The following is a 12828-nucleotide window of genomic DNA, read 5'->3' on the forward strand; positions in this document are numbered from 1 at the left end:
CTACGGCATCAGTGATCTCAGCCGGATCGTTTCGCCGTCGACGACGAATACGCCATATCCCCGATGGTGGATTGTCTTCGGATTGCGCTGAACCGGATCCCGCCATGCTTTTAGCACCTCCAGCACAAAGAGGTCATATTTATTCACTAGCCGCATCTCGACTACCCTGCATTCGAGATTGGCGAAGCATTCCGCGATCAGTGGCGCTGCGATGCATTCGGCCGGCAATGGCGTTAAGCCTAACGTCTCGAATTTGTCGATCTCGCGTCCCGAGCAATTGCCGATTTTCACCACTTTCGGCGCAAGCTTCACCGCCGGGACTGCGATCACGCATTCGCGGGTCGCCCGTAACGCGGCAAAGCTGTAATCCACGCGGCTGACCACACACGCCACCAGCGGTGGCGTAAATTCGACCATCATGTGCCATGACATCGTCATAACGTTCGCACGTCCGTTATGAAAGGTCGTAAGCAGGACTACAGGACCCGGTTCCAGCAACTGATAGACATCGGAAAGTGGCAGATCTTTCACGGCACCCGACGCCGCACCGCGACTTTTTGGATGATCAGCCGGGCGACCGCCATGCGGCTGAACGTTGCAATGGTAAGCAGTGTGGAGACGACCACAAGCGCCGTCATGGTGATTTGGAGCTGCATGGGTACTCTCCTCATGGATTACCGGAAAGCACCTGCTTCCCGGCCACGGTCGATGGCCAGATGGCTTAAACGTAAACCGGGCACCCATCTGGCACCCATCAAGTAGACGCTCGACAGTTTGCAGCGACCTTGCGTTGGATCAAACTGTGTTCAGCAGGGTAAATCACCGCTGATGACACCCATTAGCACGACTGTCCGTGTGGACTGACGGGTTCCATCGTTGACCAAGGTCAAAGGGGGCTGCCTTTGACGGTCTACGCTCGTGGTGTTCCGGTGCATGCACTGCCGGCCACTGCTAGCCAGCCTCGAGTCGGGCTGCACGCGAGGAGAGATCAATGGGAAGCAGGATAGAAACGGCCCAGGCACTCAGTGACCTGTTTCAACCGGTTCGACTCGGGTCCTATCAGTTGGCAAACCGTATCGTCATGGCGCCGCTGACGCGCAGCCGCGCGGACGAGCACGGTATCCCCGGTCCACTGATTGCCGAGCACTATGCGCAGCGGGCCTCTGCCGGACTGATCATCAGCGAGGGCGTCAACATCTCGCCGGCCGCAAGAGGCTATGCGTTGACGCCGGGCATCCATGACGATGCGCAGGTCGAGGGCTGGCGGCACGTAACAGAAGGCGTCCATGCTCGAGGCGGCCGAATTTTTCCGCAGCTCTGGCACGTCGGCCGGGTGTCCCACTCATCGTTGCAGCCAGGCGGCGCGTTGCCGGTCGCTCCTTCGGCGCTCAGACCGGAGGCCACCTCCTATACCGCGTCGGGCTTCCAGCCCTGCCCGACACCGCGCGCGCTGGATGCGACGGAAATTCCCGCGATCGTCGACCAGTATCGCCGTGCGGCACAAAACGCCCTGGCAGCCGGTTTTGATGGTGTCGAGATCCATGCGGCCAACGGCTACCTCATCGAGCAGTTCTTGCGCGACAGCACCAACCGGCGCACCGATGCCTACGGTGGTTCGCGGGAAAACCGTGCGCGTTTTCTGCTCGAAGTGGTCGAAGCGGTCGCCGAAGTCTGCGGCGGCGAGCGCACCGGCATTCGTCTGTCACCGGTCAGCCCGGTCAACGGCGCGGCGCTCGACAGCGATCCCGCCGCAACGTACGGCTACGCCGTCGAGCAACTGAATGCGTTCGGTCTGGCCTATATCCACATCATTGAAGGCGTGACGCAGGGACCGCGCGAGCATCCGGACGGATTCGACTTCCAGCATCTGCGGCGGTTGTTCAAGGGACTCTACATGGCGAATAACGGCTATGACCTGAAACTGGCGCTGAATGCGCGTCGGCACGATCTGGCCGATCTCGTCTCATTTGGTAGGCTCTACATTGCCAACCCGGACCTCGTGGAGCGCCTGCGTATCGGGGCGCGGCTGAACGCCCCAGACCGGACGACATTCTTCGGTGGCAGTGCGGCAGGCTACACAGACTATCCGGCCCTCACGCCAGCCGAGTTCGATACGGCGAGGCGCTGGGCCTCATGCGGCGGCAGCAAGGACGCAGCCACTCCGGGATGATCGGGTGGCACCGATATTGAGGATGACCCAACGGTTTCGTCACAACAAAACATAAAACAACCGTGTTCGATAAACTCCACACTGCTGTATCAGCACACCGCTTGCAGGTTCTGCTGGCGCTCACGCTTCTCGTTGTCGCTATCGGCGGCTACGGCGCGTGGCGCTGGCCGACGCTGTTCGGTCCCGCTCCGGACGCCCGCGGGATCATCGTATCCGGCAACATCGAGGCGCACGAAAGTGTCCTGAGCGTCACGCAAGTGCAGGCGCCGATTGTCTATCTGCCGTTTGACGAAGGCGCATCCGTCAAACGCGATACGGTGCTCGCACGGCTCGACGATCGCCTGTATCTTCAGCAAACCGAAATAGACCGCACCGACCTGGACGTTGCCAGCGCGCAGATCAGCGCGAACGAAAGCACGCTGGCTGCCGCTCATAACAGCGTCATTAGCGACCAGTTCGACCTTGCCGAAAAGCAGTTGGATCTCGCGCGTGACGAAACCCTCGTGAAAGGCAATGCAGTCGCCGTTCAGGCGCGCGATCTTGCTTTTACTGCCGAGCGGCAATCCGCCGCCACGCTCGCGCACGATCGGGCACTAGTGGAGGTCGCACGCAACAACATCGCGCTCGCGCGCGCGAACCAGGCCGCCGCCGATGCAAAGCTCAAACTCGACCAGGTGATGCTGTCTTACACGGTGCTACGCGCCCCCTTTGATGGGGTGATCGCCGTGCGCGAAGCGGAACTTGGCCAGCTTGCGGGCGCCGGTGTCGCCATCTTTACGCTCGACGAACTCGACCATGTCTGGCTGCGCGCCTATGTGAACGAGCCTGATATCGGCAAGGTTCGTCTGCACGAAGCTGTCGACGTGACGACCGACACTTACCCCGGCAAGACCTATCACGGCCATATCAGCTTCATTTCCCCTCAGGCAGAGTTCACGCCGAAAACGGTCGAGACGCACGCGGAACGCGTAACGCTGGTGTACCGGATTCGTGTCGATATCGACAACCCGACCCACGAACTGTTGCCGGGCATGCCCGCCGATGCGTCGATCGCGCTGTTGGCACCCGGCAAATGAGCACCATGCCAACGGGCCCCGCCATCCACGCGCATGCGCTGATCCGCAGCTTCGGATCTGTGCATGCCGTGCGCGGTATCAGCTTCGACATCGCGCGAGGGGAAATCTTCGGGCTCGTCGGGCCGGACGGCGCGGGCAAAACCACCATCATGCGCATGCTCGCCGGCGTGCTGCGCCCAGACTCCGGCGAAATCCGGCTGGAGGATATCGACGTCGTGGCAGCGCCCGAGCGCGCCAAGGCGGCGCTCAGTTATATGCCGCAGCGCTTCGGCCTGTATGAGGATCTGACCGTCGCCGAGAACATTGCTTTCTATGGCGAACTGTTCAGCGTGCCGCGCAAGACACAACGCGCGCGCAGCGACCAGCTTCTCGAGGCCGCGGGCCTCGTGCCGTTCAGGCAGCGTCTGGCCGGCCAATTGTCCGGCGGCATGAAGCAGAAGCTCGGTCTCGTCTGCGCCTTGATTCACACACCGCGCGTGTTGTTGCTCGACGAACCGACAACCGGGGTGGACCCTGTGTCACGGCGCGATTTTTGGGAAATCCTGTACAACCTGCGTGAAAGCGGCGTCACCATCGTGCTGTCCACCGCGTATATGGACGAGGCCGAACGCTGCTCACGTCTGGCGCTGCTGCATGCCGGCGAAATCCGTCAATGCGACACACCAGCGCGGCTCAAGCAGGCCATGCCGGGGGCATTGCTCGCCGTCATGGCGCCCGACCCACGCGCGGTGCATGACGCCCTTGTCGACGCGCCAGGCGTGCTGGGAACACTGCTGATGGGCGACCGCGTGCATGTGCGAGTCGACGACGCGGCGCGCCGCACGCCGGAACTGGGCGCTTTCCTTGCCAGCAAGGCAATCGTGTACACGACGATTACGCCCGTCGAGCCCGGCATCGAAGACGTTTTTGTCGCGCTCGTCGGCTCGGGAAGCGCAGCATGACCGATCTCGGCGATCCCGTCGTCAAGGCAACGGGGCTGACCAAACGATTCGGCACCTTCACCGCGGTGGATCGCCTCGACCTGTCCATCAGCAAAGGCGAAGTCGTTGGCTTTATCGGTCCCAACGGAGCCGGCAAGTCGACCACCATCCGCATGCTGTGCGGACTGCTCTCGCCGACCGCCGGGCAGGCGTCGGTGGCAGGTTTCGATGTCGGTACGCAGGCCGAGGCGCTGCGCGCGCACATCGGCTACATGTCACAAAAATTCTCGTTATACGGGGACCTGACCTGCCGCGAAAACCTGCGCTTTTTCTGCGGCATCTACCGGGTGCCCCGGCCCGAGATCAACGAGCGGATCCGGCGGGCCATCGCCATGGCGGGGCTGGAGGGACGCGACGATACACTCGTGCGCACGCTCGCGGGCGGCTGGAAACAGCGGCTCGCGCTCGGCTGCGCGATCCTGCATCGCCCACCCGTGCTGTTTCTCGATGAACCGACCTCAGGCGTCGAACCGGAAGCGCGCCGGCGCTTCTGGGACCTGATTCACGAGCTTGCCGCGAGCGGAGTGACCGTGCTGGTGTCCACGCACTATATGGAGGAAGCGGAGTACTGCCACCGCATCGCGCTGATCGACGCCGGCCGACTGGTGGCGATCGGCAGCCCAGGCGCCCTGCGCGAGCACGACCTCGGCGGCAATCTGTTCGAACTGGTTTGCGCGCCGCTTGGCGCCGCCCTTGCGGCGTTACGCGAGACGCCGGATGTGATCGATGCAGCGATCTTCGGCGACCGGCTGCACGTGCTGATGCGGACCGGCGTGACCGAAGCCGGGCTCGTGCCCCTGCTGGCGCAACGGCAGATCGAGTCGACGCCGCCGCGCGCCATACGTCCCAGCCTCGAGGATGTATTCGTGCAGATTGTCTCCCGCACGGACAAAGGAGCCCATCCGCGATGAACCTGAAACGTCTGTGGGCAATGGCCTACAAGGAATCGTTGCAGATCTGGCGCGACCCGCGCAGCCTCGCGATTGCGCTGCTCATGCCGTTGCTGCAGATGGTGCTGCTAGGTTACGGCGTCAGTCTGGACATCAGACGCATACCGCTGTGCGTCGACGACCAGGAACGTAGCCAGATCAGCCGCGAACTTGTGCAGAACTTTGTCTCATCGAACTGGTTCTCCGCCGTCCACCCGCTGAACAACGAGCGTGCGCTGCGCAACGCGATGGACCGCGGCACCTGTGCCGGCGTAGTCACCATTCCGGTCGATTTTTCGCGCGTATTCACTACGACCGGCGTCGCTTCGGTACAAACCGTGTTCGATGCAACCGATGCCAATACGACCAATATCGCCATCGGGTACGCCCAAGGTGTGATCGCCCAGACCACCGCGGCATTTCAGTCCCGCTGGAACCAGGCGCATGGGCTGCCGCCAAAAACAGTCGGCCTCGTCGATCTGGAACCACGGGTCTGGTTCAACGAAGGACTGGACAGCCGCAATTTCATCATACCCGGGGTCGTCGCGGTGATTCTCGCGCTGGTCGGCGCGCAGCTCACGTCATTGACGGTCTCCCGCGAATGGGAACGCGGAACGATGGAGCAACTCATCTCGACCCCCGTCACCGCGCTCGAAGTGATGCTCGGCAAGCTGCTGCCGTACTTTGGGATTGGGCTTGCGAACGCCGCGTTCTGCCTGCTCAGCACGATCTTCTGGTTTGACGTGCCGTTTCGCGGCAACATCGTCACGCTGGTCGCCACCACCGCGCTCTTCACGCTTGTCGTGCTTGGCATCGGCTATCTGGTCTCGGTTCACATCCGCAGCCAGCTCGGCGCGAGCCAGGTTGCGCTACTGCTGACAATGCTGCCAACCAGCATGCTGTCGGGCTATACCTTCGCGATCGACCAGATGCCAGCACCGATCCAGGCCGCGACCCTGCTCGTCTACGCGCGCTACTACATCACCATCTTGCGCGCGGTATTCCTGAAAGGCAGCACCGTTGCCGAGCTTGCCGTGCCGATCCTCGCACTGGCGTTATATGCAGTCGCAATCATCTGGATGGCAGCCCGCGCCTTCCACAAACACCTGGACTAGCCTGTCATGTTCGACCGCCTGCAGGTCATGCTGATGAAGGAATTTCTCGAGCTCAAGCGGGACCGCTGGGCAATGTTCCGGCTTATCGTGCCGCTGCTGCTCCAGGTCATTGTCTATGGTTATGCTGCGACCTTCACGGTCAATCACGTGAGTCTCGCCGTGCTCGATCTTGACCATAGCCAGGCAAGCCGTAGCCTTGTCTCGCACTTCGCCGCCACCGGCAAATTCTATGTCGTGGACAATGCCGGCTCGGAACCGGAGATCACCCATGACATCGATACCGGCGATGCCACGATGGCAATCGTGATCCATGCAGGGTTCTCGCAATATCTGAACGGCGACCGCAGCGCGCCGCTGCAGGTCATCGTGGACGGTACCAATTCCAACACGGCTCTCATCGCGCTCGGTTACATCAGCCAGATAGTCACGCAATTCCAGACCGATCAGATAAGCGAGGCCTGGCCCCAGTCTGCCGGAGCGGCGCCGTCCACCGTGGCGGTCTCGCTGCGCGAGCGCCCCTGGTACAACGATGCCATCGACGACCGCTGGTTTTTCATTCCAGGCGTGGTTGGTACGCTCTCGCTGATGCAGGTGGTCAGCCTCACGGCGTTTGCAGTGGTTCGCGAACGGGAGATCGGCACGCTCGAGCAGATCATGGTCAGCCCGATCAGGCCGATCGAATTCATTCTCGGCAAGACCGTGCCGTTCTTCCTGATCGGCCTGGGCGACGTCGCGCTCGTCACAGCGGTCGGCGTCTGGTGGTTCCACGTGCCGTTCGTCGGAAATCTGTTCGTCATGCTGGCAGGCGCATCGCTTTTCCTGCTGGCGGCGCTCGGTCTCGGCTTGCTGCTGTCGACCTTCTCGCGCACCCAGCAACAGGCGTTTGCCCTGAATTTCTTTCTGATCAATCCGCTTTTCATCCTGTCGGGCTTCGCGTTTCCGATCGCGGCCATGCCCAAGATATTGCAATGGATCACGTTGATCAATCCGCTACGCTATTTTCTCGTCGTGCTGCGCTCGGTGTTCCTCAAAGGCGTTGGCTTTGCCGTGCTGTGGCCGCAACTCGCGGCAATGGGCATACTGGGCGGGGTCATGCTGACAATCAGCGTGCTGCGATTCCGCAAGTCTCTTGACTGAGTCGCGAACACACGGATTAGCCCGAAGTTCGCATGGAACCATCATCCAGGGCGAGGGAGCGCCCAAGGGTATAGAAATAGACGCGGACAGGCTCATTCGCGATGCTTGTCGTAATACTTGAGCAGCGCGATAGCGGTCTCGAATTCGATTGCGAGATCCTGCGCAACGTCGTCTGACCAGCCTGCTGCTTTCGCCAACCAATGAGCGAGACGGCTCGGGGTAAGGTTCGCATGACCAGTCTTGTACTCACTGACAATAAAATGCATCCACTGCTGCTGATCGCTCGGGTGGGCAGAACCCGTCAACTTATTGGCGGAGATGCTGAAGTGCCAGAGCGCGTCCGCCGCTGACTTGCTCGTCCAATCGAGTGGACTTTGCCGGTCCGGGGACAAGTCGATGGTGCTATCCGGGGAAGCAATCCTTACGACACGTTCTGTGAAGTCCCGCAGAACGGCGTTGTACTCTCGCTCATTGAGTGAATGCGTGTCACGTGGGACGATGTTGGTCACTTTGAAGCCACCCGCCCCGTTGGGCCAGAGCGTCATGATCGCAGCTTCCGCGATATCATCGCGCTCGCGCTTGAACACGATGATACCTTCGCTGGCTGTCGACTTTGTCCCGATGATCCGCGATTCCGTCTCGGTATCGTGATACCAAGGCTTTCGTACCTTGGCGACCAACATTGCACGCAATGCTGCCGCGTTTTTATCTGGCGGTGTGAACGAAAGGTCTTGAAAGACCTCCAATGTCGGAAGACTGCTCATAGATGATCCTCAACGCGTAAACGCACTATGTCCTTCTCGTGAAACAGCGTGTGTCGATTTTCGTAGCCTTGCAACCGGTTGTCCCCTGCGAAGCGGCGCATCTTAGCATCGCGAATTGCCCGATAGGCTCGGGCCGTTGCCGAGCAGGATGATTGTTGCATGAACCATGCTACTCCGATGAGGCACGCTGGCAACTACGCGATCAACGGCACCAGTTAATCGCGCGGAACGTGCGGAGGCCCTAAAGTTGATCCACGTCAAAGTGCTGCGCGCGTCCAAGCCTAATCTCAAACTACTCGATGGGTCAGAATAGCTCCGGTCCGCCGTGTAGGACGGAAGTCCCGTTCGATCTCTCAATGACGCGACACATCATGCGCCCACGCGGGCCTAGAGGGAGCGCTCTTCTCTTCGCCGCCAAGGCCGATATAAAACGATAAGAGAATACGCATACTGCAGCAAACTAAGGTTGTTCGTGTCGCACGTGTTTGCTGAAAACAACCGGTGGCTCGACAGCGAATCGGATGGAGACTGTTGTGAAGCATATTGACCCATACAAGTTTGGACTTGACAAGAATGGCGCGAACTATGTTCCGTTGTCGCCGTTAAGCTTCATCGAACGCGCTGCCTTGGTTTATCCGAATCACATCGCCCTGATTCACGGGGAATGGCAAATTACCTGGAAGGAATGCTACGACAGATGCCGGCGTCTGGCCTCGGCGCTCACGAAGCGCGGCATCGGGGTTGGCGATACGGTTGCATTGATGGCGCCTAACGTGCCGGCAATGTATGAGGCCCATTTTGCCGTGCCGATGATCGGCGCGGTGTTGAACACCCTGAATACGCGTCTCGATGCGGAAGCCATCGGTTTCATGCTGCAGCATGGCGAAGCCAAGGTCCTCATTACCGACCGCGAGTATTCTGGAATCGTCGAACGCGCTCTGCTGATGCTCGAAGCACGGCCATTGGTCATCGACATCGACGACTCTGGGCATCAAGGCGGGAAGCTTCTCGGGGAAAAAGAGTACGAAGCATTCCTGCTGGAAGGAGATCCGAACTTCGGGTGGTCGTTGCCACTAGACGAATGGGACGCGATTGCCCTCAACTACACTTCCGGCACCACCGGCAACCCGAAGGGCGTGGTTTACCACCATCGTGGCGCATATCTCAATGCGGTGTCGAACATCCTTTCATTGGGCATGCCGCACCACGCGCTCTATTTGTGGACGCTGCCCATGTTTCACTGTAATGGCTGGTGCTATCCGTGGACGATGGCGGCAAACGCCGGCACCAACGTATGTTTGCGTCGCGTGGAACCGAAGGCGATTTTCGATGCGATCAGGGCGCATAAGGTAACCCATTTCTGTGCTGCGCCGGTCGTGCACAGTATGCTCATCAACGCGCCGGATGAAATGCGCGTCGGTATCGAGCAAAGGGTGAGCGGCTGTATTGCCGGCGCCGCACCGCCAGCCTCAGTTATCGAGGGGATGGAGCGTATCGGCTTCGACATTACCCACGTGTACGGTCTGACAGAAACCTATGGCCCCGCCGCCGTTTGCGCCAAACAGGAGGGCTGGAACGAACTGCCTCTGGATCAACGCGCCCAGCTTAATGGCCGCCAGGGTGTGCGTGCGCCCATGCAGGAGGGTATGACCGTACTCGATCCGGCGACGATGCTGCCCGTACCGTGGGACGGTCAGACGATGGGCGAAATCATGTTCCGCGGTAACTCGATCATGAAGGGTTATCTCAAGAATCCAAATGAGACAGAAAAGGAGTTCGCCGGAGGCTGGTTTCATAGCGGCGATATGGCGGTGGTCGAACCCGACGGATATGTGAAGATCAAGGACCGCTCTAAGGACGTGATCATTTCGGGTGGCGAAAACATTTCCTCGCTCGAAGTGGAGGATGTTTTGTATCGCCATGCTGCGGTAATTGGCGCCGCGGTTGTGCCGCGCCCCGACGAGAAATGGGGGGAAGTTGCATGTGCCTTTGTCGAACTTAAGGAAGGCTCGCAAGCCACGGAACTTGAACTCATCGAGTTCTGCCGCGAACGCATGGCTCGCTTCAAGGTACCGAAGAAAATCGTCTTCGGGCCATTGACAAGAACCGGGAGCGGCAAGATACAGAAATTCGCTTTGCGCGAACAAGCCAAAGCGTTCTAAGGAAGTGACCCCGCCACCACAGTGAGGTGAACCATGAAGATACTCGTGACCGTTAAACGCGTCCTCGATTCCAACGTCAAGGCTCACGTGAATGCAGATGGAAGCCGCGTGGATCTCGCCAACGTCAAGATGTCGATGAATCCATTCGACGAGATCGCCGTCGAAGAGGCGGTACGGCTAAAAGAGGCCGGCGTCGCGACGGAAGTAGTTGTGGTGTCATGTGGTATCGCCAAATGTCAGGAGACGCTGCGTACCGTTCTCGCGATCGGCGCGGGATTCAAAGGTGATCGTTGCTATCAACAAGGATGGAGACGCGCCAATCTTCCAGACGACGGACTATGGCCTGGAGGCTGATTTATTCGAGGCCCTACCCGAACTATGCGATTTGCTGGACTGAAGATGACTGGCTCGTTGCAAAGGACATAAACATGAAAACTTACGTTGCACCGACGCGCGACATGCTGTTCGCGATGAATGAGCTGGCTGGCCTCGCCGAAATCGCAGCGTTGCCCGGCAATGGAGAAGTGACGCCCGACCTCGTCGAAGCGATTCTGGACGAGGCGGCGAAGTTCGCGATGGAGATGCTCGCTCCCATCAATGCCCAAGGCGACCGCCAGGGCTGCAGGTGCAAGGACGGAGAGGTCACCACTGCGGACGGGTTCAAGGAGGCTTACAGCAAGTTTGTCGAAAGTGGCTGGAACGCAATGCCGGGCAGCCCGGACTTCGGAGGGCAGGGCTTGCCTTCGCTCGTGTCCATGGCGGTGCTCGAAATGTGGAAGGCGTCCAACATGGCGTTTTCACTTTGCCAGATGCTGACGCTCGGCGCAGTGGCGGCCATCGCACATCACGGCTTCGAGCGGGACAAACGGCGTTACCTGCCGAAGATGGTGTCGGGCGAATGGACCGGCACGATGAATCTCACGGAGTCGCAAGCCGGTTCTGACCTCTCCGCGGTCCGCACCAAGGCCGAACCCGAAGGTGATCACTACCGCATCAGCGGCACGAAGATCTTCATCACCTGGGGCGAGCACGACATGGCGGAGAACATCATCCACATGGTGCTCGCACGCCTGCCGGATGCCCCCGAGGGAACGAAGGGAATCTCGCTGTTCGTCGTGCCCAAGTTTCTGGTGAACGACGACGGAAGCCTGGGGCCGCGCAACGATCTCATCTGTGCGTCGATCGAGCACAAGATGGGTATCCACGGCAGTCCGACTGCGGTCATGGTGTTCGGCGAGAATGAAGGCGCCATTGGCTACTTGGTGGGAGAAGCGAACCGAGGTCTTGGATGCATGTTCACCATGATGAACCACGCGCGACTCAACGTCGGGCTGGAAGGCGTGGCCATTTCCGAGCGCGCCTATCAACAGGCTTTGGGCTATGCACGCGAGCGCATTCAAAATCGGCCCATCGGCGCGACGAGCAGCGGGTCCGTGGCGATCATCGAGCATCCGGATGTCCGGCGCATGCTGATGAATATGAAAGCGCGCATTGAAGCCATGCGTGCGTTGGCATACTTCACCGCCGCCCAGATAGACCGGGCCCAGTCGCATCCGGACGCCGTCGAGCGGCAAAAGTGCCTGGCCATGACGGATCTTCTGACGCCAGTCGTCAAAGGGTGGTGTACGGAGAATGCGGTCGATGTTACGTCCACCGGGATTCAGGTGCACGGTGGTGTCGGATTCATCGAGGAAACGGGCGCCTGCCAGCATATGCGCGATGCGCGGATAACGACGATCTACGAAGGTACGACCGGGATTCAGGCCAACGATCTGATCGGCAGGAAGGTCGCACGCGACCAGGGGGCCGCGGTCAATGTGCTGCTAGCCCAGATGAACACCACCACGGCCGCCCTCGAAGTGGCGAGTAACAAGGAACTCCGCGTGATCGCTAGATCGCTTCAGGGTAGCACCGAGGCGCTGGAGAGCGCAACCGGATGGCTGCTTTCGACCTACGAGCGTGACCAGGCGAGTGCCGCGGCTGGCGCGGTGCCTTATCTGAAGCTGCTCGGTACTGTGACGGGAGGCTGGCTCATGGCTCGCGCGGCACAGGTCGCCGCGGCAAAGCGGGAGGCTCCGGAGGATGGCTTCTACCGGGCCAAACAGATCACGGCCCTTTTTTATGCGGAACACGTGCTGCCAGATGCGCAGGCTTTCCACGCGGCAATCGTCAACGGTGCTGGCTCGGTTCTCGCGCTGGACGAGTCGCTGTTCTGAGCGAACCCCAATCACCGGATAGAAGGCCATGAACGAGCTCAACGGCTATGACATCGAAGACCTCGCGGTCGATATGACAGCGATCTTCCCCAAGACGATCACCGACGCGGACATCGTGCTGTTCGCCGGGGTATCGGCTGACAATAACGCCTTGCATATCGACGAAGAGTTTGCCGCCACCACGTCCTTCGGTGGACGTATCGCGCACGGGGTTCTGACCGCCAGCGTGATCTGGGCCGCTATTGCCAACAAGCTGCCGGACAGGGAACCATCTATTTG

The 12828-nt window shown here is 60.2% G+C and carries 11 protein-coding genes and 3 pseudogenes; 11 read left to right on the forward strand and 3 right to left on the reverse strand.

What is annotated here, in order from left to right; translation table 11 throughout:
* Together ACSQ36_RS43895 and ACSQ36_RS43900 are read right to left on the reverse strand one after the other, a co-directional pair.
* Nucleotides 1-531, reverse strand: a complete 531-nt coding sequence (locus ACSQ36_RS43895; RefSeq protein WP_436187093.1) for a flavin reductase family protein — start codon at nucleotides 529-531, stop codon at nucleotides 1-3.
* Nucleotides 528-656 (reverse strand): hypothetical protein, encoded by a 129-nt coding sequence (locus ACSQ36_RS43900; protein ID WP_436187094.1) that lies wholly within the window; start codon nucleotides 654-656, stop codon nucleotides 528-530. The genes ACSQ36_RS43895 and ACSQ36_RS43900 overlap by 4 nt, the downstream gene beginning before the upstream one ends.
* 335 nt (nucleotides 657-991) lie before the next feature.
* Here ACSQ36_RS43900 and ACSQ36_RS43905 point away from each other — a divergent pair, with 335 nt between their 5' ends.
* The 6 genes from ACSQ36_RS43905 to ACSQ36_RS43930 all read left to right on the forward strand — a co-directional run bounded on the left by ACSQ36_RS43905 (nucleotide 992) and on the right by ACSQ36_RS43930 (nucleotide 7407).
* Nucleotides 992-2170, forward strand: a complete 1179-nt coding sequence (locus tag ACSQ36_RS43905) for an alkene reductase (protein WP_436187095.1) — start codon at nucleotides 992-994, stop codon at nucleotides 2168-2170.
* A gap of 62 nt (nucleotides 2171-2232) precedes the next feature.
* On the forward strand, nucleotides 2233-3246 hold the full coding sequence (locus ACSQ36_RS43910) for an HlyD family secretion protein (RefSeq protein WP_436187096.1): 1014 nt from the start codon (nucleotides 2233-2235) through the stop codon (nucleotides 3244-3246).
* Nucleotides 3243-4187, forward strand: a complete 945-nt coding sequence (locus ACSQ36_RS43915) for an ABC transporter ATP-binding protein (RefSeq protein ID WP_436187097.1) — start codon at nucleotides 3243-3245, stop codon at nucleotides 4185-4187. Before ACSQ36_RS43910 ends, ACSQ36_RS43915 begins: the two co-directional genes overlap by 4 nt.
* Nucleotides 4184-5137: an ABC transporter ATP-binding protein gene (locus ACSQ36_RS43920; RefSeq protein ID WP_436187098.1), complete on the forward strand. Its 954-nt coding sequence runs from the start codon at nucleotides 4184-4186 to the stop codon at nucleotides 5135-5137. Before ACSQ36_RS43915 ends, ACSQ36_RS43920 begins: the two co-directional genes overlap by 4 nt.
* Nucleotides 5134-6270, forward strand: coding sequence for an ABC transporter permease (locus tag ACSQ36_RS43925; RefSeq protein ID WP_436187099.1), 1137 nt, complete (start codon nucleotides 5134-5136; stop codon nucleotides 6268-6270). The genes ACSQ36_RS43920 and ACSQ36_RS43925 overlap by 4 nt, the downstream gene beginning before the upstream one ends.
* Before the next feature lie 6 nt (nucleotides 6271-6276).
* Nucleotides 6277-7407 (forward strand): ABC transporter permease, encoded by a 1131-nt coding sequence (locus ACSQ36_RS43930; RefSeq protein ID WP_436187100.1) that lies wholly within the window; start codon nucleotides 6277-6279, stop codon nucleotides 7405-7407.
* A 92-nt stretch (nucleotides 7408-7499) separates the two neighbouring features.
* Here the strand turns inward: ACSQ36_RS43930 and ACSQ36_RS43935 are convergent, their stop codons facing one another.
* The gene (locus tag ACSQ36_RS43935) at nucleotides 7500-8171 is read right to left on the reverse strand and encodes a hypothetical protein (RefSeq protein WP_436187101.1); all 672 of its coding nucleotides are present in this window, start codon (nucleotides 8169-8171) and stop codon (nucleotides 7500-7502) included.
* A 521-nt stretch (nucleotides 8172-8692) separates the two neighbouring features.
* Between ACSQ36_RS43935 and ACSQ36_RS43940 the strand changes: the two genes are divergently transcribed.
* The 5 genes and pseudogenes from ACSQ36_RS43940 to ACSQ36_RS43960 all read left to right on the forward strand — a co-directional run.
* Nucleotides 8693-10333, forward strand: coding sequence for an acyl-CoA synthetase (locus ACSQ36_RS43940; protein WP_436187102.1), 1641 nt, complete (start codon nucleotides 8693-8695; stop codon nucleotides 10331-10333).
* 33 nt (nucleotides 10334-10366) lie between these two features.
* Nucleotides 10367-10606, forward strand: a pseudogene (locus tag ACSQ36_RS43945) (electron transfer flavoprotein subunit beta/FixA family protein); the annotation flags it as partial.
* A pseudogene (locus ACSQ36_RS43950) lies at nucleotides 10605-10730 on the forward strand (electron transfer flavoprotein subunit alpha/FixB family protein); the annotation flags it as partial. The pseudogenes ACSQ36_RS43945 and ACSQ36_RS43950, both read left to right, overlap by 2 nt.
* A 31-nt stretch (nucleotides 10731-10761) precedes the next feature.
* Nucleotides 10762-12549, forward strand: coding sequence for an acyl-CoA dehydrogenase (locus ACSQ36_RS43955; protein ID WP_436187103.1), 1788 nt, complete (start codon nucleotides 10762-10764; stop codon nucleotides 12547-12549).
* A gap of 28 nt (nucleotides 12550-12577) precedes the next feature.
* Nucleotides 12578-12828: pseudogene (locus tag ACSQ36_RS43960) on the forward strand (MaoC/PaaZ C-terminal domain-containing protein); the annotation flags it as partial.

Origin of the sequence: Caballeronia sp. LjRoot34, assembly GCF_964253815.1 — a bacterium.
Taxonomy (GTDB): Bacteria; Pseudomonadota; Gammaproteobacteria; order Burkholderiales; family Burkholderiaceae; genus Caballeronia.

Excerpts from the sequence above, each read along its gene's own strand:
- ACSQ36_RS43900 (WP_436187094.1), bottom strand. The coding sequence starts at position 656 with ATGCAGCTCCAAATCACCATGACGGCGCTTGTGGTCGTCTCCACACTG.
- ACSQ36_RS43905 (WP_436187095.1), top strand. The coding sequence starts at position 992 with ATGGGAAGCAGGATAGAAACGGCCCAGGCACTCAGTGACCTGTTTCAA.
- ACSQ36_RS43915 (WP_436187097.1), top strand. The coding sequence starts at position 3,243 with ATGAGCACCATGCCAACGGGCCCCGCCATCCACGCGCATGCGCTGATC.
- ACSQ36_RS43920 (WP_436187098.1), top strand. The coding sequence starts at position 4,184 with ATGACCGATCTCGGCGATCCCGTCGTCAAGGCAACGGGGCTGACCAAA.
- ACSQ36_RS43925 (WP_436187099.1), top strand. The coding sequence starts at position 5,134 with ATGAACCTGAAACGTCTGTGGGCAATGGCCTACAAGGAATCGTTGCAG.
- ACSQ36_RS43930 (WP_436187100.1), top strand. The coding sequence starts at position 6,277 with ATGTTCGACCGCCTGCAGGTCATGCTGATGAAGGAATTTCTCGAGCTC.
- ACSQ36_RS43935 (WP_436187101.1), bottom strand. The coding sequence starts at position 8,171 with ATGAGCAGTCTTCCGACATTGGAGGTCTTTCAAGACCTTTCGTTCACA.
- ACSQ36_RS43940 (WP_436187102.1), top strand. The coding sequence starts at position 8,693 with ATGGAGACTGTTGTGAAGCATATTGACCCATACAAGTTTGGACTTGAC.
- ACSQ36_RS43955 (WP_436187103.1), top strand. The coding sequence starts at position 10,762 with ATGAAAACTTACGTTGCACCGACGCGCGACATGCTGTTCGCGATGAAT.